Origin of the sequence: Paraburkholderia sp. UCT2, assembly GCF_014397665.1 — a bacterium.
GTDB classification, from domain to species: domain Bacteria; phylum Pseudomonadota; class Gammaproteobacteria; order Burkholderiales; family Burkholderiaceae; genus Paraburkholderia; species Paraburkholderia tuberum.
Genome location: NZ_VZQO01000013.1, coordinates 64,433 through 88,155, shown reverse-complemented (window position 1 = coordinate 88,155; position 23,723 = coordinate 64,433). Strand labels below are relative to the sequence as shown.

The following is a 23,723-nucleotide window of genomic DNA, read 5'->3' as shown; positions in this document are numbered from 1 at the left end:
CGCCGGCGGCCCCGTTCAACGAAAACAACATACTGCATCGGGAATCGCGCTTCATGAGCCGACTGATCATTGTTTCGAACCGGGTGGCGCCTATTTCGGAGGGCGGTCCGGCGGCGGGCGGTCTGGCGGTCGGCGTGTACGACGCGCTGAAGGAGACCGGCGGCATGTGGTTCGGCTGGAGCGGCGACGTGCTGACCTCCGGCCAGCCGCAGATCAAGCTCGAGGAGCGGGGTCCGGTGACCTTCGCGACCGTCCCGCTCATGCGCCGCGATTACGACCAGTACTACCGTGGTTTCTCGAACGCGACGCTGTGGCCCGCGTTCCACTATCGATCCGACCTGCTGCATTACGACCGGCACGACTTCGAAGGCTACTGCCGCGTCAACGCGTGGCTCGCGCAGCAACTCGTGCCGCTCCTGCGCGAAGACGACGTGATCTGGGTGCACGACTATCACCTGATTCCGTTCGCTCAGGCGCTGCGCTCGGCAGGCGTGAAGAACCGCATCGGTTTTTTTCTGCACATTCCGTTTCCGGCCGCGCAGGTGCTGCTGACGGTGCCGCCGCATCGCGAGCTCGTCGAGGCGCTGTGTTCGTTCGACCTGCTCGGTTTCCAGACCGGTCCCGATCTGCGCGCGTTCTGCGACTACGTGATCAACGAGGAGGGCGGCTCGATCGACGCGTCGGCGAAAGGACCGCTGAGTGTGCATGCGTTCGGCCGCACGTTGCGCGCCTCTGCGTATCCGATCGGCGTCTATCCGGACGAGATCGCCGAGCTCGCGAAGGCGGGCGAACGCGGCAAGCCGGTGCGCACGATGAAGGCGACCCTGCATTCGCGCAAGCTGATCATGAGCGTCGACCGGCTCGATTATTCGAAGGGGCTGGTCGAGCGGTTCCGCGCGTTCGAGCGCCTGCTCGAGCATACGGCCGCGCAGCGCAACAAGGTGTCGTTCCTGCAGATCGCCCCGCCGACGCGCGCCGACCTGCACGCGTATCAAGACATCCGGCTACAGCTCGAAGCCGAGTCGGGACGGATCAACGGACGTTTCGCCGAGCTGGACTGGACGCCGATCCTATACATCCACAAGCAGTACGAGCGCTCGGTGCTGGCGGCGCTGTTCCGTACCGCGCACGTCGGCTATGTGACGCCGTTGCGCGACGGCATGAACCTCGTTGCGAAGGAATACGTGTCGGCGCAGGATCCGGAGAATCCCGGCGTGCTGGTGCTGTCGCGCTTCGCGGGCGCGGCGCAGGAGCTCGACGGCGCGCTGATCGTCAATCCGGTCGATATCGACGGCATGGCCGAAGCGCTCGCGCGGGCGCTCGACATGCCGCTCGCCGAGCGCCAGAGGCGCTATCGGGACATGATGGCGCAGCTGCGCGAGAACAACGTGTCGGTGTGGCGCGATAACTTCATGCGCGATCTGCAGAGCGTCGAGGGCGCGAAGCGCGCCAGAAGCGGGAAAGCGCGCGCGGCCACGGGTGCTGCGGGCGCCGCGCGGAAGAGGGCGGCGCGCGAGAGCGTGACCGGTTAAGCCAAGCCGGGCCGCGAGACAGACAGCAAAAAGCCGCTCCAGGGAGCGGCTTTTTTTCAAGCGATGCGCAGCGCGTGGACCAGGCGTGCGTCAGGCTACGTGCTGTTCGTCGACCTTCTTGCCGCCGATATGCAGCGTCTGGCCCTTGCCATACTGCTTCGAGAGCAGGTCGCGATAGAGGCCCGGACGCTGGCGCAGTTCTTCCGGCGTGCCGTCGTCGATGACCTTGCCGGCGCTCATCACGATGATCCGGTCGAAGTTGTTCAGCGTCGACAGACGGTGCGCGATCGCGATCACGGTGCGGCCGACCATCAGGCGGTCGAGCGCCTTCTGGATCGCTTCCTCGGACGCGCTGTCGAGCGCGGACGTGGCTTCGTCGAGCAGCAGGATCGGCGCGTTTTTCAGAATCGCGCGCGCGATTGCGATGCGCTGGCGCTGACCGCCCGACAGCTTCACGCCGCGGTCGCCCACGATCGTGTCGTAGCCTTCCGGCATCGCTTCGATAAACTCAGAGCAACGCGCCTCGCGCGCGGCGGCGAGCACTTCCTCGCGGCTCGCGTCCGGGCGGCCGTACGCGATGTTCTCGTACACGGTGCGATGGAACAGCGAGATGTCCTGGGGCACCAGCGCGATCGCGTGGCGCAGGCTGTCCTGGGTAATCGACGCGATGTCCTGACCGTCGATCTTGATCGCGCCACCCTGGGTCTCGTAGAAGCGCTGCAACAGCGCGAGCACGGTCGATTTGCCGGCGCCCGACTTGCCGATCAGCCCGACGCGCTGACCCGGTTCGATATCGAGGTCGAAGTGATCGAGAATCGGCCGGCGGCGCGGATAGGCGAACGTGACGCCGTCGAACGTGACGCGGCCGCCCTGCGGCACGAGTTCGGTCGCGTCGTCGCGATCGGGCATGCCGTGCGGTTCGAGCAGCGTGCGCACGGCCTCTGCGAGTCGCGCGACGTGCTGCGTGACGTCGACGAGCGCGACGGCGAGATCGCGCGTGCCGTGCAGGATCGTGAAGCCGAGCGAGCTGACGAGCACGATGTCGCCCGAGGTCGCGCGGCCCTGGTCCCACAGCCATAGCGCCCAGCCGAGCAGGCCGGCCGACAGCAGCGCGGTGACCACGGCGTGCAGCAGACGCAGCTTTTCCAGGTACAGCAGGCTTTGCTGGCGCGCGTCCATTTCCGACTTGACCGTCGAAGCAAAGCGGTGCTGTTCGCGGAACGTCATGCCGAACGCGCGCACGAGCCCCATATTGCTGATCACGTCGACAAGCTCGCCGTCGACCGATGCCGCCTTGGTCGCGAAATTATGGTGACGCGCGGAACCGCGGCCCGCGAGCTTGTACAGCACGACCGACAGGATCGCCGAGCACAGCATCAGGCCGGCGGCCATCAGCGGGTTCACCGCGATGATCATCACGATCGCGCCGAGCACCGCGATGCACGGCGGCAGCACGTTCCACGCGGTGGTGTTTTCGGCGGTGTAGACGGCGTTCGAGGTCGCGGTGATCCGGCTTGCCAGCATGCCGGGCTGCTTTTCGGCGTAGTAGGTCGGCGAGTGGCCGCTCAGGTACTGAAACAGGTCGCGCCGCAAATCGCCCGTCACGGCGACGAACGTGTGCGCGGCGAACCAGCCGCCGATCCGCCACAACAGGTTGTCGGCAGCGATCAGGCCGACGAGGATCGCGAACGCGCCCCACAGCGGTCCCGGATGATGCCTGCCGCCGCCGAGCACGTCGATCAGATGTTTGATCGCGTACTGCGAAGCGAGTGCACAGCCCACGGCCGCAAACACGCTGCACAACACGATCGCATGCGCGAGCGGATGGCGGCGGATAAAGCGGAAGAGAAACGCAAGTGGCCGGTGCGCATAGCTCGCGAGCTTGGCGTTCTGGGCGTTACGCTGGGCGATGGTCAAGTGTTCCAATTGAGCTGAGATCGATGTGTTGCGGGTTGTGCATGCAATGCGCGGACCACACGGACAAGCATGGCTCTCCGTGAAGCCGATGCTTCGCATTGTAAACATGCAAAGGCGATTGCGCCCTGTGTATCCGGGCTTTGACGCGATTGATTTCGCGATGGACCTCCGCGATCTGCATCGTCCCGACACACCAGCCGACGGGCCATTCAGGCAGATTGCGGAAAATTTCGAGATATGATTACAGATTGCATTCGACCGCGCTGCGGCAATTTTGCAATTCCTGCCGGCAACGTTGATGGGCGAGAGCTCGCAGACACGGTACCGCCGCGCCTCCCGAAACCTCTTGCATACTGTAGAACTGTCTTTGAAAACAAGGGTTTGCAAAGTGTTTCGCGTTTGTAACAACGTAAAGACTTTGAAATGCTGCGGTGCTGCAACAATCCAGGCATTGATAATGCGTGCTCGTTAGCCCGGTAATTTTTCTGACAGTTTGTCAACGTCGGTGCAACGGGCGCGTTTACTCGCACATGCCCAGTCGCTGATCCACTTGTCCGGGCTCGTTACCAAGCGATCCATCGCAGGATTTCTCAAAAGAATCAGGCCCGCGCCGGCATTTCCGGCCAGACTGCCCTGGCGAGCAAGCGAGTCGCTTTTTCCAAATGCAGGACTTTTGCCTGATTTTTTACTAGGAGTTCGTCAATATGCGAATCGCTCAAATCGCTCCGCTGCACGAGGCGGTTCCTCCCAAGCTGTACGGTGGTACGGAACGCGTGGTGTCCTATCTGACCGAGGCGCTGGTCGAGCAGGGCCACGACGTCACGCTGTTTGCAAGCGGTGATTCGCAAACCTCGGCGAAGCTCGAAGCTTTCTGGCCGCAGGCGCTGCGCCTCGACCCGACGATCCGCGACGTGATGGCGCCGCACATGCTGCTGCTCGAAGAAGTGCGCCGCCGCGCGGACGAATTCGACGTGCTGCATTTCCACATCGACTACTACCCGTTCTCGCTGTTCGCGCGTCAGCCTGTGCCGTTCGTCACGACGCTGCACGGCCGTCTCGATCTGCCTGAACTGCAGCCGATCTTCAACACGTTCAATGACGTGCCGGTCGTGTCGATCTCGGACAACCAGCGCATTCCGCTTCCGCAGGCGCACTGGCTGCAAACCGTCTATCACGGTTTGCCGGAAGACGTGCTCAAGCCGATTCCCAACGTCGAGCCCGGCTACCTCGCATTCCTGGGCCGCGTCTCGCCGGAGAAGGGGCTTGACAGGGCGATTCGCATCGCCGGGCAGGCAGGCATGAAGCTCAAGGTCGCCGCCAAGATCGACAAGGCCGACCGTGCCTACTACGAAGAAGTCATCAAGCCGCTGATGTCGTTGTCGCACGTCGAGTACATCGGCGAAATCGGCGAAGCTGAAAAGCGCGAGTTTCTCGGCAATGCGCACGCACTGGTGTTCCCGATCGACTGGCCGGAGCCCTTCGGTCTCGTGATGATCGAGGCGATGGCTTGCGGCACGCCGGTGATCGCGTTCAATCGCGGTTCGGTGCCGGAAGTGATCGAAAACGGCGTGTCGGGTTTCGTCGTCGAGGACGAAATCAGCGCGGTCGCCGCCGTCAAACGTCTGCACACGCTGCCCCGCGCTGGCGTGCGCAAGGCGTTCGAGGCGCGCTTCTCGTCGAAGGTGATGGCGCAGAACTACGTCGCCACCTATGAAGAGCTGCTGCGCCGCAAACATCGCACGGTGCTGCGCGAAGTCAACGCGGGCTGATTGGCGATTGTTTCGCGGTAGATAAAACGCTGTCGGCAGGAACCGGTTGCACGCTTCCCTGCTGCTCTGAACGCCCCGCCGGCATGTCGCCGGCGGGGCGTTGTTGCATGCGCGCTGCGTTTTTCGTCGGTGCACAACTGAAAATGCGGGTTTCCGCGCGGCGCGAACGAGCCAGTCTCGGTAATATCCCTATAATTGCCGTGCCGCAAATTGGGCTGCGGTGCCGCCGACGACAGGAGGATGCCTTGGCGAGAACGAAAGAGACGCGCGCGAACGCCGCGCCCGGCGCCGGAACGATTTTTACGTTGCGCGCCATCGGTCTCGTGCTCGCCGCCCGCTGGTTTTTCTCGATGTCCGAGATGAAGCTGACCACCGCGCTGACCGCGATGGCGTCTTCACCGTGGGCCTGTATCAACCTCGTTTTTCTGTTCCTGCTGATCTTCCTGCCGGGCGCGCGCGCCGTCGCGGAGCGTCCGTTCCATCCGTTGCCGCAATGGCTGCGTCAGGCGCTGCGCCTGTTCGCGTTCCTCGGGTTTTTGTTTGCGCTGTGGTCGGTCGGCGCGTTCGTCGCGAGCGCAGGCTGGCGTCGCGCGATGCAGGCGGTCGCGGCCAGCAACGGTTGGCTCGTCGCGGCGCCGGTGCTGTATGCGATCGTCTTGTGGATCTGCCGGCCGCTGCCGTTGTGGCGCACCAATGTGGCGGCGCGGCGCTTTGCGATCGGCCGCTATGCGGTGTCGCTCGATCCGCTGACCCGCACCGTCGTCGTGTGGGCTGAGCGGCGCAAGGTGGGGCAATACGATGCGCGCGAATTGTCGGTGCGCTGGGCGAGCGGTTCCAATGCGCGCGCGACGCCGGCGCCCGCGGTCGCGTTCGGCGCGGCGGGCAAGGCCGGCGCGTCAGCGGCGCCGATAGGGTCGGTCGCGGCGCCCTCGCTTGCGCGCAGCGCGTTCGGCGTACGTCCGAAGGTCGAGTTGCTGTGGGATTCGCCTGCCGCCGCGGGTCATAACCGGCAGACCGTTTTCCGCGCCGCGCTGACGACCGAAGGCGATCGCGTCGCCGCTCGCGCGCTCGACACGACGCTGCGCCAGGTCTGACGCTGCATGTTTTGTGCTATCGGTCACATCGCGTGGCCGATGCACGCATCCCGAAGCGAAGCTTCGTCGATAATGCAATCAAGGCGCCCGGCCTGCAGGCGGGCGAGTGGGACACTCATCGATCATATTGCGTCTTTCGCAGGAGTCGCCATGCTGGTTCGCTGGTTGCTTGCCGCCCTTCATCTGCTCGCTTATGGTTTTGCGCTCGCGTCGATTCTCAGACGCACGTGGTCGCTGCGTCGCGCGTCGGTGCCCGCCGCGTTGCGTTCGGTGTTCCGCGCCGATTCACGCTGGGGCATCGCCGCGCTGGTGCTGATCGTGACCGGCCTGATGCGCATGTTCGGTAGCTATGAGAAGGGCGCCGACTACTACCTGCACCAGCCGCTCTTTCACGTGAAGATGACGTTGCTGGTGCTGATCCTGATCCTCGAAGTGCCCACGATGCTCGGCCTGATGCGCTGGCGCGCGTCGATCCGCAGCGGCGCGGCGCCGAATCTGAAGAAGGCGCGATCCTACGCGCATTTCAGCGTGATCCAGACCGTGCTGCTGGTTCTGATGGTGTTTGCCGCGACCGGAATGGCGCGCGGCATCGGGTTGCCCGCCGGCGCGGTGTAGCGCGGCGGGCCTTCTATTGCCAGGGCTGGTGGCGCCAGGCGTGACATCGTTTGCCGCGAAGCCTGGTGCATGCCTGCGTCGCGCTAGCCGACCAACAAGCCAGAATCGTCGACCCGGTCGGCTTTGACCTTTGCCGACTCGCGCACGAGCTCCGGCTCGCCGAGACCCTTGATCAGCTCCAGCGCCTGACGCTCGAACAAGCGACGGTACAAGCCGTTGTCGCGTTTGATCAGCGCGTCGTGGCTGCCTTCCTCGATCACCTTGCCCTTGTCGAGCACGAGGAGCCGGTCGAGCGCGCGCACCGTCGACAGCCGATGCGCGACCACCAGCGTCGTACGCCCCTGCATCAGCCGCTCCATCGCGCGCTGGATCAGCACTTCGCTTTCGCTGTCGAGGCTCGACGTGGCTTCGTCGAGAATCAGGATCGGCGCGTCGGCGAGAAAAGCCCGCGCGATCGCGACGCGTTGACGCTCGCCGCCCGATAGCTTGATGCCGCGTTCGCCGACCAGCGTGTCGTAGCCGTTCGGCAGCGCGGCGATGAAGTCGTGCGCGCTCGCGAGCCGCGCGGCCCGCTCGATGTCGGCGCGGCTCGCGCCGGGCCGTCCATACGCGATGTTCTCGGCAAGCGAGCGGTGAAACAGTAGCGGCTCCTGCTGGACGATCGCGATCTGGCTGCGCAGCGACGCTTGCTGGACCTGCGCGATGTCCTGGCCGTCGATCGTGATCCGCCCGCCCGAAATGTCGTGAAGGCGCTGGATCAGCTTGATGAAGGTCGTCTTGCCCGAGCCGGAATGACCGACCAGCCCGACGCGCTCGCCCGCCGCGATGCGGATGGAAAAGTCGTCGTAGAGCGGCCGGCTGTGCGCGCCATAGTGAAACGACACCTGCTCGAAGCGGATCTCGCCGTCGCGGATCGCGATGGCGCCGGCGCCGGGACGATCCTCGACGCCGAGCGGCTGACTCTCGAGTGACACCAGTTCCTCCATGTCGTTGACCGAGCGCTGCAGGTTACGGATGTGCATGCCGATGTCACGCAGATAGCCTTGCAGCATGAAGAACATCGTCAGCGCGAACGTGATGTCGCCGACGCTCGCTTCGCCGCGTGCCCACAGCAGTAGCGCCACGCCGAGAATCGCCGCCTGGATCGCAGCCAGCATGCCGCCCTGGAGGCCGCCGTTGAGCGTGCCGCGCACCCACGTGCGGCGTGTGCGTTGCCGCCATTTGCCGATCACGTGCGCGAGGCGCGCTTCCTCGCGCGCTTCCGCGCCGAATGCCTTGACGACGCCGTTGCAGCTGACCGCATCGGCGAGCGCGCCGCCCATGCGTGTGTCCCACGCGTTCGCGAGACGCGCGGACGGCGCGACGAAGCCCAGCGACACCGTTACGGTCACGCCGATGTACAGCAGCGAGCCGATGCCGACGACGATGCCCATCATGAGCCAGCGCGAGCCGAGCAGCAGGGTCGCGCCGATCAGCATCGCCAGCGATGGCAGCAGCGCGATCAGCAGCGTGTCATTCAGCAGGTCGAGCGCCCACATGCCGCGCGTGATCTTGCGCACGGTCGAGCCGGCGAAGCTGTTCGCGTGCCAGTCGGTCGAAAAGCGCTGCACGCGATGAAACGCGCGCGCGGCGATCTCGCTCATCATCTTCAGCGTGAAGCGGATGATGTTGAAGTACACGCCCTGGCGCAGCAGCGTCGCGGTGAGGCCGAGCGCGGCGAGCGCGCCGAAGGCCGCGAGCGCGTGATGCCAGATGGGCGCCGACGACGCCGGACCGGCCGCGATCGCGTCGACGAGACGTCCGGCGAAGACCGGCGTCAGGATGTCCGCGCCCGCCGTGAACAGCGCGAGCGCCGCGATCACGACGATGCGCCCCGGCTGTTGCGCCCAGTGACGGAAGGTGAAGCCGAGGACATCCTTGAAGGCTTGTCCGCGAAAATCGAGTTTTCTGTTGGCCATTTGCTTTGGGCCCGGCGAAGCACGAGCGCGCCGAGATTCCAGTCAGAAGCGAAAAAGGGGTAGACAGCCAGCGGATGCCGGAATCCGCGCGGGAACGCGCGAAAAAATACGACGGCAAACAACGGCAACCGAACAACGGACTGTCTGGAATGAACGCGGTGCGCCTGCCGAGGCGGCGGCGCATCAGCGACAACGCTGCGGCTTCAAGGTCGCATCGGTCGTGGCGGACGGGCCGGCGGTCGTGGAACCATGCGGGGGAGCGCGCGATGCACTGCAAACATGTGGCGCCTCCCTGAGATGGTTCAAGATGGAGAAACCGGACGGAGCCGGACCGGGCGAATGCCCGTTTGCCGAATATAGCAATAGTGCGGGGCGCTCGCCAACCTACGGAACGACGTGGTTCTATAGCCAACGATATCTCGCATGGCGCACGCGACGTATTTGCCGGCAAATAGAAAAAGGGCTTACGCATTGCTGCGTAAGCCCTTTTGTCTTCGGTGATCGACACACCAAGAATCTGGTGGGTAGTACTGGGATCGAACCAGTGACCCCTGCCGTGTGAAGGCAGTGCTCTACCGCTGAGCTAACCACCCGAAGAGATCGAAATTATGTCAGGGAATTTAGGGTTCGTCTAGTCTTTTTTAAGCAGTTTGCTCATCAGTTGCCGGCGCGGGTTCAAGACGCCATACGCTCGCGCCTTTGAGCGCCTTGTCGAGATCGTCGAGTACGGCTTCGTGCGCGGTGCTTTCGTCGTCGCTCGCAGCGATCACGACCAGCTCCAGCGAGTCGAGCGCGACACGCGGCGCATGCGTATCGCCGCCGGCCTGCGCTTCGCCGAGCATGTCGATGACGAGGCTTTCCTGACCGCGCGTCATCGCCAGATAGACCTCGGCGAGCAGTTCCGAGTCGAGCAGCGCGCCGTGCAGCGTACGGTGCGCATTGCTGATGCCGAAGCGATCGCACAGCGCATCGAGCGAATTGCGCTTGCCGGGGAACATCTGCTTGGCTTGCGCGAGCGTGTCGATGATCTCGCCGCAGTGCATGCTCACTGGCGGCAGACCGAGCAGCGCGAACTCGGCGTCGAGAAAGCCGATGTCGAATGGCGCGTTGTGGATGATCAGGTCCGCGTCCTGGATGAAATCGCGGAACTGGTCGATGATCTCCGCGAACTTCGGCTTATCGCTCAAAAATTCCGTGGTGAGGCCGTGCACCGCGAGCGCGCCCGGATCGCTGTCGCGCTCGGGGTTGATATAGAAGTGCAGGTTGTTGCCGGTCAGCCGGCGGTTCACGAGCTCGACGCAACCGAGTTCGAGAATCCGGTCGCCGCCGCGGGCGTTCAGGCCGGTAGTTTCGGTATCGAGGATCAGTTGACGCATGTCGGATTAGCCTGCTTCGAAAAAATTGCGGAAAAAAAGCGGGGAGGGCGGCGCGCGGTGTTGCCGATGCGCGCACGCTCTTTACATCTCGGCGAGCGATGCCACGCCGCGATTGGCCAATTGATCGGCGCGCTCGTTTTCCGGGTGGCCATTGTGGCCGCGCACCCAGCGCCATTCAATCTCGTGTTGCGCGACGAGCGCATCGAGCCGCTTCCACAGATCGGCGTTCTTGACCGGCTGTTTCGCCGCAGTGACCCAGCCTTTCTTCTTCCAGCCGTGAATCCACTCGCTGATGCCTTTCTGTACGTACTGCGAGTCGGTGTGCACGATCGCCTTGCACGGGCGCTTCAACGCCTCGAGCGCGGAAATCACGCCCATCAGCTCCATGCGATTGTTGGTCGTGTTGGCCTCGCCGCCGAACAGTTCTTTTTCCTGGCTGCCGAAGCGCAGCAACGCGCCCCAGCCGCCAGGGCCGGGATTGCCCTTGCAGGCGCCGTCGGTATAGATGTCGATGTGATCTGGAGTCATTCGGTGTGGTTTCGTGTGTTCGGGGTGGCGGCGGGCGCGAGGCCTGCCGCGAGCACGGGCTTTTTCACTTTGAGCGGCCCGACGAGACGCATGCCGCGCACGCGCTTGATCGCCTTGATCATGTAGGTGGCGCCGAAAATCGGCCACCAGCGGTCGCCGGCGGCTTCCATGAAGCCATAACGCGCGAGCCATTGATCGCTCGCGAGCGGCGGACGATAGCAGCCGAAGCGCCCGCGTTCAAGGTCGAAGCCGAGCAACTTGATCCAGTCCTTCAGGCGCGTGAACGCGATCAGATCGACGGCGGAGGGCACGAACGGGCGGCCTGTCATCTTGCCGATCGACTGCCGTACTCCCCACAGCGACAACGAGTTGAAGCCGAGGATGATCAGTTGGCCTTCAGGCACCAGCACGCGTTCGGCTTCGCGCAGCAGCCGATGCGGGTCGCTGGTGAATTCGAGCGTATGCGGCATCACGAGCAGGTCGACGCTTTGCGCTTCGAACGGCAGATCGAGCAGGTCGCACCAGACCGCGCTGCGCCCGGCCGGCGCGTGCAGACCAGGGGCGCCTCGCGCGGCGTTCGCGGGGTTGTCGTCGCCAGCGTTGCCCGCGCTGCTGATGCCGCTCACGCTGCCATGACGTGCCCAGCGCGGATACGTGTACGGCGCGCTCGCGCCGCTCGCCGCGTCGAGCACGAGGCCGCGGCACGGCATGCGGTTCTCGCGCAGCGCGTCGAGCTGCGGCAGGCCGAGTTGCAGCGCATGATAGCCGAACACGTCCGACACCACGCGATCGAGCTGGGTTTGCTCCCAGTCGAGCACGTAGCGGCCTGGCGGCGAATCGGTCCAGGCGGGCCAGTCTATAATCGCTCGGTCAGTCATATTAAAAATGCGTCGCCTATGAATGCGCTCGAGTACGTACCGGTCCCGGCGTTTGAAGACAATTACATCTGGGTCATTGCCGACGGACACCACGCGGTCGTCGTCGATCCGGGCGAAGCCGCCCCTGTGCGCGCCTGTCTGGCCCAACGAGGCTGGCGGCTGAGCGCTATTTTACTCACGCACCATCATCAAGACCACGTCGGCGGGGTGGCCGATCTGCTGAACGGCCAGGACGTGCCGGTCTACGGCCCCGCCGGCGAAGCGATCGCGCACCTGACGCATCGTCTCAAAAGTGGCGATCACGTGACGATCGCTGTACCCGCACTTGAATTCAGCGTGCTCGACGTGCCCGGTCACACGAGCGGACACATCGCCTATTTCCAGGCGGCCGATACGCGCGGCACGCCGCACGTGTTTTGCGGCGACACACTGTTCGCGTGCGGTTGCGGGCGCCTTTTCGAAGGCACGCCGCAGCAGATGCTGAATTCGCTCGATGCGCTCGCCGCGCTGCCCGGCGCAACCGAAGTGCATTGCGCACACGAATACACGCTGTCGAACATTCGCTTCGCGCTCGCTTGCGAGCCGCATAATGCCGAACTGCAGGCGTGGCGCGACAAGGCGAACGAGTTGCGCGCCCGCCGCCAGCCGACGCTGCCGACCACGATCGCGCACGAGCGCGCGGTCAATCCGTTCCTGCGCGCAGGCGAGCCGGCGATCCAGTCGAACCTCGAAGCACGATTGCACGAAACGGTGTCTGACCGGCTGAAGGCCTTCACATTGATGCGCGAATGGAAGAACCGCTTCCGTTGATCCGGAGCGCATTCGGCGGTTCTTCACGCGATGAATCGGAAAAATTCGCCAAGCCCCAGATTTGGTTGATTTTTTTCTTGATTTTCCAATTGACGGAAACGTTGACGTTTCGTACTATCGGCTGCAAATTCCAGCCCTTGTGGAAACCGAGACGTTCATGCGATTTATCTTAAGTGCGTTATTGGTCCTGACACTCGCCGCGTGCGCGAGTCAGGGACCGACGACGAATACCGCCACTAACCCCGCCAGCCAGCAGGCCGTAGCCGACGCCCTTCGCAAGAACGCCACCGCTAAAGAAACCATCAACGTCGACCAGAGCTCCGTCAATCAGTTGACGAGCGAGGACGCCGATCTGTGGGGCCGCATTCGCCGTGGCTTCCAGATGCCGGACCTGCAGAGCGACCTCGTCGACATGCAGCTGAACTGGTATCTGCAGCGTCCCGATTACGTGCAGCGCATGACCGAGCGCTCGCAGAAATACCTGTATCACATCGTCGAGGAACTTGAGTCGCGCCATATGCCGACCGAGCTCGCGCTCTTGCCGTTCATCGAGTCTGCATATAGTCCGCAGGCTTTGTCGGTCGCCAAGGCTGCGGGTATGTGGCAGTTCATGCCGGGCACGGGCCGGACCTACAACCTGAAGCAGAACATGTGGCAGGACGAGCGCCGCGACGTGCTTGCGTCGACCAGTGCCGCGCTCGACTACCTGTCGAACCTGCACGACATGTTCGGCGACTGGCAACTCGCGCTCGCTGCGTATAACTGGGGCGAGGGCAACGTGCAGCGCGCGATCGCGCGCAACGAGGCGGCGGGTCTGCCGACCGACTACATGAGCCTGCGTCTGCCGAACGAAACGCGCAACTACGTGCCGAAGCTGCAAGCGGTCAAGAACCTCGTGATGAACCCGCAGATGTACGGCCTCACCCTGCCGTCTATTCCGAACCACCCGTACTTCGTGACGGTCACGACCTCGCACGACATCGACGTCGACGTCGCCGCGCGGCTCGCCAATATGTCGACGGACGAGTTCCGTTCGCTGAACCCGTCGTTCAGGAAGCCGGTGATTCTCGGCGCGACGCAGCCGCAGATTCTGTTGCCTTTCGACAACGCGTCCGCGTTCGAGCGCAATCTGAAAACGTACTCGGGCTCGCTGTCGTCCTGGACGACCTACACGGTCGACGCACGCGCGACGCCCGCGGCGATCGCACAGAAGATCGGCGTCGACCCCGACACGCTGATGGAAGTGAACAAGATTCCGGTCGGTATGCGCCTGAAGCCGGGCTCGACGATCGTCGTGCCGCGCGGCTCGGACGACGACGAGGACATCAGCGCCGACGTCGCCGAAAGCGCGGTGCTCGCGATGGAACCCGACGTACCCGACACGCGCAAGATGCTGATCCGCGTGCGTCGCAATCAGTCGATGGCGGCCATCGCGGTGCGCTACGGTGTGTCGGTCGGTCAGCTGAAGGCGTGGAACAGGACGCATCGCGATCAGGTTTCGCGCGGCCAGGTGATCGTGCTGCACGTGCCGGTCGGCAAGCCGGTACCCAGCGAGCCGGGTCCGGAAAAGATCGCCGCCGACGTGCAAGGCGGCAGTGTGCAGAAGATTGGCGTCCGCGTCGCAGACACACACGGTCATTCGCGCTACGATAAGAAGAAAGGGCGCGGCCACTCTGCCATCGTCAAGGTCTCCGAGCCGGGCGGCAAGGGTAACAAGCCGGCGGCGCCCGTTGCCAGCAAGGGCAAGGTCGAGAAGGTCTCGGCCTCGGAGCCCGGCAAGGCGTCGAAGGCCGCGGCTGAGAGCCGCCCGAAGACCGTGGCCAACGCGAAGAAGAAGGGTAAATAGACCAATAGCGGCTCTCACGGTAGTGACCACATGCGTTGCGGGGGCAGCGCATGGATTGCGCTCCGATCACGTACCGTGTTCATCCAACGCCGTCACCTCAGGGTGACGGCGTTTTTCATTGCGCGGACGATTCCTGCGCGTTTGCGGTATTTACTTTATTGTTCGTGCTTCGGCCGCGTTGGCCGCGGGGTGCCGGTCCGTCCTGATCCGTCCGAACCTCGGGAGAGGTTCTTGAGGTCATTTCCAGGTTTACTTCCTGATTTATGTCGTCGACCCAACTGCGCGTCTTTCTGCTTTTTTCCGCCGGCTACTTCGTCTCTTACGTGTTTCGCGGCGTCAATCTTGGTTTCGCGCCGTTCATCACGCGCGATCTCGGTCTGTCAGCCGCTGATCTGGGTGTGCTGACGAGTCTGTATTTCCTCGGTTTCGCGGGCGCGCAGATCCCCGCTGGCGTGCTGCTCGATCACTTCGGCGCGCGTCGCGTGACCTCCGTCACGCTGCTTTTTGCCGCGCTCGGCATCTGGGTATTCGGCGCCGCGCACAGTCTCGGCATGATGATGGTCGGGCGGCTGCTGATCGGCGTTGGCGTGTCGGTGTGCCTCGGCGCCGCGTTCAAGGCGCTCGCGCAGCATTTTCCGGTGGCGCGTTTGCCATTGATGAACGGGCTTGTGATGGCGATCGGCGGTTTCGGCGGCGTGATGGTCGGTTCGCCGCTCACGTGGGTGCTCGGTTTTTCCAGCTGGCGCCCGGTTTGCGTCGGACTCGGTGTCCTGACGGTAGCGGTTGCGCTCGCGCAATGGACGCTCGCTCCGGACGCGCGCGAAACGCATCGCCAGGCGAGCATCGTCGCGCAGTTCAAGGGTACGTGGCACATCCTGCGCAGCGCGGCTTTCTGGAAAATCGCGTCGTTCTCGGTCGTTACGCAAGGCGTCTTCTACGCGATGCAGTCGTTGTGGGTCGGAGCATGGCTGCGCGACGTACAAGGCTTCGAGCCGCACCAGGCGGCGGCGCTCGTGTCGATTCTCGGCTTCGCGATGATGGCCGGCTGCGTCGGTTTCGGCGCGGCGGCGCGTAGTCTCGAGCGGCGCGGCCTCTCGCTGTACGCGTTCTGCGGCATCGGCATGGCGCTATATGTGCTGACGCAGATGCTCATCATGTTTAACGCGCCGTTGCCGGCGAGCCTGTTGTGGGCCGCCTACGGCATCTTCGGCGGCACCGGGATTCTGAGCTACGCGGTGATGGCGCGGCATTTCCCGCCGCAGATGATCGGCCGTGTCAACACGACGCTGACGCTAATTATTTTTCTGCTGATCTTCGGTTTCCAGATCGGCGTTGGCGCGGTGCTGTCGCACTGGCCGGCGAGCGGCGGGCATTACCCGGTGCTCGCGCATCTGAGTGTGTGGAAAATCCTCGTCGCGCTGCAGGTGCTGAGTGCGATCTGGTACGTGTTGCCGGGTCGGCAGCTTGTCCGTTCGGGCGAGCTGCGCGCGGAACAGGAGGCCTGAACGGCCGCGCCAGGCCTTGCGTCGGACCCGGAGGGGCCGCCACGGCGGTTCCGTCCCAGTCAATAGTGGCGTCTCGACAGAACCGCATAGACAGGCGTGGCAAGTACCTGGCGACGCGGCCCGGCAAGGCTTTGAGGGTCCGCCCAGGCACGTCGCCTCAACGCCTCGTCCTATCTCCCATTTGGAGGGAACAGTGGATTCAGGCTATAATTTGAAGGTTTGAGCTTATCCACCCGCACCCTAGCGCCTACCTCCCCCATACCGTTCATCCGCCGCGCGCCATTGGCGTAGCAAGAAGGGCTCCACACCCAGCCGAGTCGTCCACACAATGGACCCATCGCGCCCCTTGCAGCGTCACCGGCAACTCGCGAGCGAGTCTGCGCGCGCATCCACGATGTGTTTCGCTGCGGCTTGCAATCGGATAGACAGGTGGCAACAGGGTGTTCCCCCAAGGAGTCTCCCGTGTTGCCGTCATTTTCTCCCGCTCTACTCGCGCTCGCCGACGGCACGGTCTTTCGTGGTTATTCGATCGGCGCCCCCGGGCATACCATCGGTGAAGTCGTGTTCAACACTGCCATCACCGGCTATCAGGAAATCCTGACTGACCCGAGCTACGCGCGCCAGATCGTGACCCTCACGTACCCGCATATCGGCAACGTCGGCGTGAACGCCGAAGACGTCGAAGCGACGAAAGTCCATGCCGCCGGCCTGATCATCCGTGATCTGCCGGTTCTCGCGTCGAACTTCCGCATGGAGGGCACGCTCCCGCAATATCTGCAGGACGAAGGCGTGGTCGCCATCGCCGGCATCGACACTCGCAAGCTGACCCGCCTCCTGCGCGACAAGGGCGCGCAAAACGGCGCGATCCTCGCTGGTTCCGACGACGAAGCGAAGGCCATCGAACTCGCGCGCTCGTTCCCGGGCCTCGCCGGCATGGACCTCGCGAAGGTCGTGTCGACCCAGGAAACCTACGAGTGGACCAAAACCGAATGGCGTCTGGGCACGGGCTATGGCGAGCAGAAAGCGCCGACGTACCGCGTGGTCGCATTCGACTACGGCGTCAAGCAGAACATCCTGCGCATGCTGGCCGAGCGCGGCTGCCATGTCACCGTGCTGCCGGCGCAAGCGAGCGCCGCTGACGCGCTCGAGCTCAACCCCGACGGCGTGTTCCTGTCGAACGGCCCGGGCGACCCTGAGCCGTGCGACTACGCGATCGCGGCGACCAGGGAGTTCATCGAGCGCGGCATTCCGACCTTCGGCATCTGCCTGGGCCACCAGATCATGGGCCTCGCGGTCGGCGCGAAGACGATGAAGATGAAGACCGGCCATCACGGCGCGAACCATCCGGTCAAGGATCTCGAAGACGGCCGCGTGGTGATCACGTCGCAGAACCATGGTTTCGCGGTCGATGCCGACACGCTGCCCGCCAACGCGCGCGTGACCCACGTGTCGCTGTTCGACGGCACGCTGCAGGGCTTCGCGCTGACCGACAAGCCGGCGTTCTGCTTCCAGGGCCACCCGGAAGCATCGCCCGGTCCGAACGACATCGCGTACCTGTTCGACCGCTTCACCGCGTTGATGGACGCGCACAAGAACGGCAAGAGCGCAGCGGCTTGAAGCAGTACAGGCCGGCCGCAGAGGCCAGCCGGAAACGGCTCGCGGCGGCCGCCGCAGCCCGCGGCGCTACGCGGCGGGCATGCCGCGAAACAGCGCGCGCAACGTGAAAACGGCGCGCGCCGACGGAAAGAATTCAGGAATACATTAGCGAGAGCGTTATGCCCAAGCGGACAGACATCAAGAGCATCCTCATCATCGGCGCGGGTCCGATCATCATCGGTCAGGCGTGCGAGTTCGATTATTCGGGCGCGCAGGCATGCAAGGCGCTGCGTGAGGAAGGCTACAAGGTCATTCTCGTCAACAGCAATCCGGCGACGATCATGACCGACCCGAACACGGCCGACGTGACCTATATCGAGCCGATCACGTGGGAAGTGGTCGAGCGCATCATCGCGAAGGAGCGCCCGGACGCGATCCTGCCGACGATGGGCGGCCAGACCGCGCTGAACTGCGCGCTCGACCTGCACGCGCACGGCGTGCTGGCGAAGTACGAGGTCGAGCTGATCGGCGCATCGCCGGAAGCGATCGACAAAGCGGAAGACCGTCAGAAGTTCAAGGACGCGATGACCAAGATCGGCCTCGGTTCGGCCAAGTCGGGCACCGCGCATTCGATGGAAGAAGCGCTGCAGGTGCAGGCGAAGATCGCCGTGGAAACTGGCAGCGGCGGCTATCCGGTCGTGATCCGTCCGTCGTTCACGCTGGGCGGCTCGGGCGGCGGCATCGCGTACAACCGCGACGAGTTCGAAGAGATCTGCAAGCGTGGGCTCGACCTGTCGCCGACGCGCGAGCTGCTGATCGAAGAGTCGCTGCTCGGCTGGAAAGAGTACGAAATGGAAGTGGTCCGCGACAAGGCGGATAACTGCATCATCGTCTGCTCGATCGAAAACCTCGACCCGATGGGCATCCACACCGGCGACTCGATCACGGTCGCTCCGGCGCAGACGCTGACCGACAAGGAATACCAGATCCTGCGTAACGCGTCGCTCGCGGTGCTGCGCGAGATCGGCGTCGACACGGGCGGCTCGAACGTGCAGTTCTCGATCAATCCGAAAGACGGCCGCATGATCGTGATCGAAATGAACCCGCGCGTGTCGCGCTCGTCGGCGCTGGCGTCGAAGGCAACCGGCTTCCCGATCGCGAAGGTCGCGGCGAAGCTGGCGGTCGGCTACACGCTGGATGAACTCAAGAACGAAATCACCGGCGGCCAGACCCCGGCGTCGTTCGAACCGACGATCGACTACGTCGTCACGAAGATCCCGCGTTTCGCGTTCGAGAAATTCCGTGAAGCCGATTCGCGCCTGACCACGCAGATGAAGTCGGTCGGCGAAGTGATGGCGATTGGCCGCACGTTCCAGGAGTCGTTCCAGAAGGCGCTGCGCGGCCTCGAAGTCGGCGTCGATGGTCTCGATGAAAAGACCGCCAATCGCGACGAGATCATCCGCGAGATCGGCGAAGCTGGTCCGGATCGCATCTGGTATGTTGGCGACGCGTTCCGTGTGGGCATGAGCGCGCAAGAGATCTTCGAGGAGACCGCGATCGACCCGTGGTTCCTCGCACAGATCGAGCAGATCGTCCTGAAGGAAAAGGCGCTGGCAGGCCGCACGCTGGCGAGCCTGACGAAGGAGGAGCTGAAGTATCTGAAACAGAGCGGCTTCTCGGATCGTCGTCTGGCCAAGCTGCTCGGCGCGAAGCCGGCGGACGTGCGCGCGCGTCGTATCGAGTTGAACGTGCGTCCGGTGTATAAGCGCGTCGACACCTGCGCGGCCGAGTTCGCAACCAGGACCGCGTACATGTACTCGACCTACGAGGAAGAGTGCGAAGCGAATCCGACCAGCAACAGGAAGATCATGGTGCTGGGCGGCGGCCCGAACCGGATCGGCCAGGGTATCGAGTTCGACTACTGCTGCGTGCATGCCGCGCTCGCGATGCGCGAGGACGGCTATGAAACGATCATGGTCAACTGCAACCCGGAAACCGTGTCGACCGACTACGACACCTCCGACCGTCTGTACTTCGAATCGCTGACGCTCGAAGACGTGCTCGAAATCGTCGACAAGGAAAAGCCGGTCGGCGTGATCGTGCAGTACGGCGGCCAGACGCCGCTGAAGCTCGCGCTCGACCTCGAGGCGAACGGTGTGCCGATCATCGGTACGTCGCCGGACATGATCGACGCGGCCGAAGACCGCGAGCGCTTCCAGAAGCTGCTGCAGGACCTCGGTCTGCGCCAGCCGCCGAACCGCACCGCGCGCGCCGAAGACGAAGCACTGAAGCTCGCCGACGAAATCGGCTATCCGCTCGTCGTGCGTCCGTCGTACGTGCTGGGCGGCCGCGCGATGGAAATCGTCCACGAGCCGCGAGATCTCGAGCGCTATATGCGCGAGGCGGTGAAGGTGTCGAACGACTCGCCGGTGCTGCTCGACCGCTTCCTGAACGACGCGATCGAATGCGACGTGGATTGCATTTCCGATGGCGATGCCGTGTTCATCGGCGGCGTGATGGAGCACATCGAACAGGCGGGCGTGCACTCGGGCGACTCGGCCTGCTCGCTGCCGCCGTATTCGCTATCGAAGGCGACCGTCGCCGAACTGAAGCGCCAGACCGCTGCGATGGCGAAGGCGCTGAACGTGGTCGGCCTGATGAACGTGCAGTTCGCGATCCAGCAGGTACCGCAGGCTGACGGCTCGAAGGACGACATCATCTACGTGCTCGAAGTGAACCCGCGCGCGTCGCGCACGGTGCCGTACGTGTCGAAGGCGACCAGCCTGCCGCTCGCGAAGATCGCAGCGCGCGCGATGGTCGGCCAGAAGCTCGCCGCGCAAGGCGTGACGAAGGAAGTCGAGCCGCCGTACTTCAGCGTGAAGGAAGCGGTGTTCCCGTTCGTCAAGTTCCCGGCGGTCGACCCGGTGCTCGGACCTGAAATGCGTTCGACCGGCGAAGTGATGGGCGTCGGCCAGACGTTCGGCGAGGCTCTGTTCAAGTCGCAGCTCGCGGCGGGTTCGCGTCTGCCCGAATCGGGCACGGTGCTGCTGACCGTGATGGACGCCGACAAACCGAAGGCAGTCGAAGTCGCGCGCATGCTGCACGAGCTCGGCTACCCGATCGTCGCGACCAAGGGCACGGCTGCCGCGATCGAAGCGGCCGGCGTGCCAGTCAAGGTCGTCAACAAGGTGAAGGACGGCCGTCCGCACATCGTCGACATGATCAAGAACGGCGAGATCGCGCTCGTCTTCACGACCGTCGACGAAACGCGCGCGGCGATCGCGGATTCGCGTTCGATCCGCATGAGCGCGCAGGCGAACAAGGTCACCTACTACACGACGATGTCGGGCGCACGCGCGGCGGTGGAGGGTCTTCGTTATCTGAAGAACCTGGAAGTCTATGATTTACAAGGACTCCATGCTCGCCTAAACTAAGGCTTCGACTAGCTGTCCAAGATGTAAGTGCCGCGGTTAAGCGGCGTTCCGCAGGTGCTGCGGCCCGGGTTTGTCCACGGGCGGCGGCTTTCGCGGAATGCACTTAACCGCGGTGATTTTTTTTATGGCCGTTTTTTGCCTCCAGAGTTGTTTATGAGCACTATTCCATTGACGAAGCGCGGCGCAGACATGCTGCGCGATGAATTGCAGCGCCTGAAATCGGTTGAACGTCCGGCCGTGATCAACTCGATCGCGGAAGCGCGCGCCCAGGGCGATCTGTCGGAAAACGCGGAATACGACGCTGCGAAGGAAAAGCAGGGCTTCATCGAAGGCCGTATCGCCGAAATCGAGTCGAAGCTCGCGGGCGCGCAGGTGATCGATCCCTCGCAAGTGGAAGCGGACGGCCGCGTGGTGTTCGGCGCGACGCTCGAGCTCGAAGACCTCGAGTCGGGTGCGTCGGTCAAATACCAGATCGTCGGCGACGACGAAGCGGACATCGACCACGGCCTGATCTCGATCAGCTCGCCGATCGCGCGTGCGCTGATCGGCAAGTCGGAAGGCGACGTCGCGTCGGTGCAAGCGCCGGGGGGCGTGCGCGAATACGAAATCATCGCGGTCAGCTACGTCTGAGGGTGGCGCCGGTGTCTTTGATGCCGCATCGTTTTTTCCGCCTGTTGACGGTGGTGTGGGTCGGTAGTCTGTTGACTATCGGCTATGCGGTTGCGCCCGTGCTGTTCACGACGCTCGACCGGATGACGGCGGGCGCCGTCGCCGCGCAGCTGTTTCGTATTCAGGGTGTGATTGGCGTCGTGTGCGGCATTTTGCTGCTCGGTCTCGCCAATTTGCTCGTGCGGCGCGGGAGTGGCGCATATCGCCGCTTGCGCTGGCTGCTCGCCGGTATGCTCGTATGCGTGCTGGTTGGCTATTTCGCGTTGCAGCCGTTCATGAACGCGATGCGCGTGGCGGCGCTCGAGGCGGGCAGCGATATCGGGCATTCCGTTTATGCGACGCGCTTCGGCATCCTGCATGGCGTGTCCAGTCTGTTCTACCTGATCGAGAGCCTGCTAGGGGTTGCGCTCGTTTGGCTGCTGCCGGCGCCTGTCGGTGCCGAGGAAGAGGGCGCGCGCGGCGTCACGGGCAAGGTGGCGGGCTGAAGCTCGCGGGTGGCTGATGGTGTGACGGTGCGCATGCCATGGCCGCCGGGTCGATGCCGATGCCCGCGATGAACCTCACATTGCGACGAATCGTCGCGATTCCGGTGGCCAACTACGGTTCATTCGCGCTGCTTCGGGCCTCGCGCTCAAGGCCGCCAATGCGCAGTGCGGAGTCGGTCCGCACCTTGGGCGCGTGTTCTCTTACTTCGACTGATGCGAACGCTTCGCGCTGGTTTGACGCTTCTTCGCGCGCTTGATGTTGCCGCCCTGCGTCACGCGTTCATTGCCGCGCACCAGCACCGCTTTCGCTCGCGGCTTGCGCATCGGCACGTCGGTCGGCTTGGCGACCTTGACGATGCGGGGTGCGCGTCCCTTGGCCGGCCGGGTTTGTTCGGCTGCCGCTTCGCGGGCGCTCGGCAACGCGCCGCGCTTCGCTTTTGCCGCCGGCTGTGCCGATTCTGGCTTCCAGATCACGAGCAGCTTGCCGATATGCTGGATCGGTGCAGCGTTCAGCGCGTCGCAGATTTCTTCGTAGATAGCGATGCGCTCCTCGCGCTCATCGCCGAACACGCGAATTTTGATCAGTTGATGCGCGGCGAGGTGCACCTTGATTTCGGCGAGCACAGCGTCGGTCAAGCCTTCGGCGCCGACGAGCACGACCGGTTTGAGCGCATGTGCCTGGGAGCGCAACTCGGCGCGTTGGTCGGAAGAGACTTTGAGGGCTGGCATGGAAAGTGGAAGACTCGACTAAAATGGCGGCTCCTGCGTTTTCGTCCGATCGCCGAGCGATTCGGGCGACTCGATTCAGCAGGGCGCGCGTCAGAACAACAGAATCGCGGATCGCCGCCAGTCTGGCGGGGGCCGCGCGAATTAACCGCGTATTATCCCCTAAAGCGCGACCCCACGCAGCAATAGTTCAATCTTTAATGGCAAAAAACAAGTTCAATACCGCGTGGCTGCACGACCACATCAACGATCCGTACGTCAAAATGGCGCAACGGGAAGGTTATCGCGCCCGCGCGGCCTACAAACTCAAGGAAATCGACGAGCAGGACAAGCTGATCCGTCCCGGGCAGGTGATCGTCGATCTCGGTTCCTCGCCGGGCAGCTGGAGCCAGTACGTGCGCAACAAGCTCGCGGGCGGCTCGCAGCGCAACGCGGAGCGCGAAGGTGGCATCGACGGCACGATCATCGCTTTGGACATTCTGCCAATGGAGCCGGTGGCCGACGTGCACTTCATCCAGGGCGATTTCCGCGAAGACTCGGTGCTGGTCCAGCTCGAAGAATTGGTCGGTGCGCGCCAGGTAGACCTTGTAATTTCGGATATGGCGCCCAACCTGTCGGGCGTGGCGATCGCGGATGCGGCGCGGATCGAGCATTTATGCGATCTCGCGCTCGAATTCGCGCAAAATCACCTGAAGCCGGATGGTGCCCTTTTAGTCAAATGCTTTCACGGCAGCGGATACAGTCAGATTGTCGAAAAGTTCAAACGCCAATTCAAGGTGGTGGCGGCCCGCAAGCCGAAGGCGTCGCGGGATAAATCGTCAGAAACATTTATTTTGGGTAAGCATCTGAAGCGTCCCGCATAGGGATGCGGCGAGCCGGTTCCATCTCTGCCAATAATGAGCCCGATGCGTCCGGAGACGGGCGTCAAGCCGGCCCGCTACCCTATTTCCGTGGTAGTGAAACGTTATGGCAGGGGTCTGCGGAC

General features: G+C 63.8%; 18 protein-coding genes and 1 tRNA gene. 12 read left to right on the top strand and 7 right to left on the bottom strand.

The window, feature by feature from the left end; genetic code table 11:
* The first annotated feature begins 53 nt into the window (after window positions 1-53).
* Window positions 54-1,532 carry an alpha,alpha-trehalose-phosphate synthase (UDP-forming) gene (gene otsA, locus F6X39_RS13275; RefSeq protein WP_187616927.1) on the top strand — a complete coding sequence of 493 codons (1,479 nt, stop codon included), beginning with the start codon at window positions 54-56 and terminating at the stop codon, window positions 1,530-1,532.
* 90 nt (window positions 1,533-1,622) lie between these two features.
* Here the strand turns inward: otsA and F6X39_RS13270 are convergent, their stop codons facing one another.
* Window positions 1,623-3,458 (bottom strand): ABC transporter ATP-binding protein, encoded by a 1,836-nt coding sequence (locus F6X39_RS13270; protein WP_187616926.1) that lies wholly within the window; start codon window positions 3,456-3,458, stop codon window positions 1,623-1,625.
* Between the two features lie 695 nt (window positions 3,459-4,153).
* Here F6X39_RS13270 and F6X39_RS13265 point away from each other — a divergent pair.
* The 3 genes from F6X39_RS13265 to F6X39_RS13255 all read left to right on the top strand — a co-directional run bounded on the left by F6X39_RS13265 (window position 4,154) and on the right by F6X39_RS13255 (window position 6,927).
* Entirely contained in the window at window positions 4,154-5,218 is a 1,065-nt protein-coding gene (locus tag F6X39_RS13265) for a glycosyltransferase family 4 protein (protein ID WP_090801132.1), read from the top strand.
* A 245-nt stretch (window positions 5,219-5,463) separates the two neighbouring features.
* Window positions 5,464-6,312, top strand: coding sequence for a hypothetical protein (locus tag F6X39_RS13260; protein WP_184071645.1), 849 nt, complete (start codon window positions 5,464-5,466; stop codon window positions 6,310-6,312).
* 150 nt (window positions 6,313-6,462) lie between these two features.
* Window positions 6,463-6,927 carry a DUF2214 family protein gene (locus F6X39_RS13255; protein WP_184006244.1) on the top strand — a complete coding sequence of 155 codons (465 nt, stop codon included), beginning with the start codon at window positions 6,463-6,465 and terminating at the stop codon, window positions 6,925-6,927.
* 83 nt (window positions 6,928-7,010) lie between these two features.
* Here the strand turns inward: F6X39_RS13255 and F6X39_RS13250 are convergent, their stop codons facing one another.
* The 5 genes from F6X39_RS13250 to F6X39_RS13230 all read right to left on the bottom strand — a co-directional run bounded on the left by F6X39_RS13250 (window position 7,011) and on the right by F6X39_RS13230 (window position 11,667).
* Window positions 7,011-8,885, bottom strand: a complete 1,875-nt coding sequence (locus F6X39_RS13250) for an ABC transporter ATP-binding protein (RefSeq protein ID WP_187616925.1) — start codon at window positions 8,883-8,885, stop codon at window positions 7,011-7,013.
* A gap of 518 nt (window positions 8,886-9,403) precedes the next feature.
* A tRNA-Val gene (locus F6X39_RS13245) sits at window positions 9,404-9,478 on the bottom strand.
* 48 nt (window positions 9,479-9,526) lie between these two features.
* On the bottom strand, window positions 9,527-10,261 hold the full coding sequence (gene dnaQ / locus F6X39_RS13240) for a DNA polymerase III subunit epsilon (protein ID WP_184071651.1): 735 nt from the start codon (window positions 10,259-10,261) through the stop codon (window positions 9,527-9,529).
* 81 nt (window positions 10,262-10,342) lie between these two features.
* Entirely contained in the window at window positions 10,343-10,789 is a 447-nt protein-coding gene (gene rnhA / locus F6X39_RS13235) for a ribonuclease HI (RefSeq protein ID WP_184028269.1), read from the bottom strand.
* Window positions 10,786-11,667, bottom strand: coding sequence for a class I SAM-dependent methyltransferase (locus F6X39_RS13230; protein WP_187616924.1), 882 nt, complete (start codon window positions 11,665-11,667; stop codon window positions 10,786-10,788). The genes rnhA and F6X39_RS13230 overlap by 4 nt, the downstream gene beginning before the upstream one ends.
* Before the next feature lie 18 nt (window positions 11,668-11,685).
* Between F6X39_RS13230 and gloB the strand changes: the two genes are divergently transcribed.
* The 7 genes from gloB (at window position 11,686) to F6X39_RS13195 (ending at window position 22,012) form a co-directional block, all read left to right on the top strand.
* A complete protein-coding gene (gene gloB / locus F6X39_RS13225) occupies window positions 11,686-12,477 on the top strand; it encodes a hydroxyacylglutathione hydrolase (RefSeq protein ID WP_187616923.1) in 792 nt (263 codons plus the stop codon).
* A gap of 157 nt (window positions 12,478-12,634) precedes the next feature.
* Entirely contained in the window at window positions 12,635-14,323 is a 1,689-nt protein-coding gene (locus tag F6X39_RS13220) for a transglycosylase SLT domain-containing protein (protein ID WP_187616922.1), read from the top strand.
* 263 nt (window positions 14,324-14,586) lie between these two features.
* Window positions 14,587-15,828, top strand: coding sequence for an MFS transporter (locus F6X39_RS13215; protein ID WP_187616921.1), 1,242 nt, complete (start codon window positions 14,587-14,589; stop codon window positions 15,826-15,828).
* Window positions 15,829-16,290: 462 nt separating this feature from the next.
* A complete protein-coding gene (carA, locus tag F6X39_RS13210) occupies window positions 16,291-17,445 on the top strand; it encodes a glutamine-hydrolyzing carbamoyl-phosphate synthase small subunit (RefSeq protein ID WP_090801117.1) in 1,155 nt (384 codons plus the stop codon).
* 158 nt (window positions 17,446-17,603) lie between these two features.
* A complete protein-coding gene (carB, locus tag F6X39_RS13205) occupies window positions 17,604-20,858 on the top strand; it encodes a carbamoyl-phosphate synthase large subunit (protein ID WP_187616920.1) in 3,255 nt (1,084 codons plus the stop codon).
* Between the two features lie 153 nt (window positions 20,859-21,011).
* Window positions 21,012-21,488: a transcription elongation factor GreA gene (gene greA, locus F6X39_RS13200; RefSeq protein WP_062127755.1), complete on the top strand. Its 477-nt coding sequence runs from the start codon at window positions 21,012-21,014 to the stop codon at window positions 21,486-21,488.
* Between the two features lie 20 nt (window positions 21,489-21,508).
* Window positions 21,509-22,012: a DUF4149 domain-containing protein gene (locus tag F6X39_RS13195; RefSeq protein WP_187616919.1), complete on the top strand. Its 504-nt coding sequence runs from the start codon at window positions 21,509-21,511 to the stop codon at window positions 22,010-22,012.
* Window positions 22,013-22,213: 201 nt separating this feature from the next.
* Here the strand turns inward: F6X39_RS13195 and F6X39_RS13190 are convergent, their stop codons facing one another.
* Window positions 22,214-22,741, bottom strand: a complete 528-nt coding sequence (locus F6X39_RS13190; RefSeq protein WP_184028325.1) for a YhbY family RNA-binding protein — start codon at window positions 22,739-22,741, stop codon at window positions 22,214-22,216.
* A 197-nt stretch (window positions 22,742-22,938) separates the two neighbouring features.
* On the opposite strand from F6X39_RS13190, the gene F6X39_RS13185 reads away from it, so the two are divergent.
* Window positions 22,939-23,601, top strand: a complete 663-nt coding sequence (locus F6X39_RS13185) for an RlmE family RNA methyltransferase (RefSeq protein ID WP_184028328.1) — start codon at window positions 22,939-22,941, stop codon at window positions 23,599-23,601.
* Window positions 23,602-23,723 lie beyond the last annotated feature (122 nt).

Bases quoted from the DNA above. Each gene is read 5' to 3' on its own strand.
- F6X39_RS13190 (WP_184028325.1), bottom strand. From the start codon at position 22,741: ATGCCAGCCCTCAAAGTCTCTTCCGACCAACGCGCCGAGTTGCGCTCC.
- F6X39_RS13255 (WP_184006244.1), top strand. From the start codon at position 6,463: ATGCTGGTTCGCTGGTTGCTTGCCGCCCTTCATCTGCTCGCTTATGGT.
- dnaQ (WP_184071651.1), bottom strand. From the start codon at position 10,261: ATGCGTCAACTGATCCTCGATACCGAAACTACCGGCCTGAACGCCCGC.
- F6X39_RS13215 (WP_187616921.1), top strand. From the start codon at position 14,587: ATGTCGTCGACCCAACTGCGCGTCTTTCTGCTTTTTTCCGCCGGCTAC.
- greA (WP_062127755.1), top strand. From the start codon at position 21,012: ATGAGCACTATTCCATTGACGAAGCGCGGCGCAGACATGCTGCGCGAT.
- carB (WP_187616920.1), top strand. From the start codon at position 17,604: ATGCCCAAGCGGACAGACATCAAGAGCATCCTCATCATCGGCGCGGGT.
- otsA (WP_187616927.1), top strand. From the start codon at position 54: ATGAGCCGACTGATCATTGTTTCGAACCGGGTGGCGCCTATTTCGGAG.
- F6X39_RS13220 (WP_187616922.1), top strand. From the start codon at position 12,635: ATGCGATTTATCTTAAGTGCGTTATTGGTCCTGACACTCGCCGCGTGC.
- F6X39_RS13185 (WP_184028328.1), top strand. From the start codon at position 22,939: ATGGCAAAAAACAAGTTCAATACCGCGTGGCTGCACGACCACATCAAC.
- F6X39_RS13265 (WP_090801132.1), top strand. From the start codon at position 4,154: ATGCGAATCGCTCAAATCGCTCCGCTGCACGAGGCGGTTCCTCCCAAG.
- F6X39_RS13195 (WP_187616919.1), top strand. From the start codon at position 21,509: ATGCCGCATCGTTTTTTCCGCCTGTTGACGGTGGTGTGGGTCGGTAGT.
- rnhA (WP_184028269.1), bottom strand. From the start codon at position 10,789: ATGACTCCAGATCACATCGACATCTATACCGACGGCGCCTGCAAGGGC.
- gloB (WP_187616923.1), top strand. From the start codon at position 11,686: ATGAATGCGCTCGAGTACGTACCGGTCCCGGCGTTTGAAGACAATTAC.
- F6X39_RS13250 (WP_187616925.1), bottom strand. From the start codon at position 8,885: ATGGCCAACAGAAAACTCGATTTTCGCGGACAAGCCTTCAAGGATGTC.
- F6X39_RS13230 (WP_187616924.1), bottom strand. From the start codon at position 11,667: ATGACTGACCGAGCGATTATAGACTGGCCCGCCTGGACCGATTCGCCG.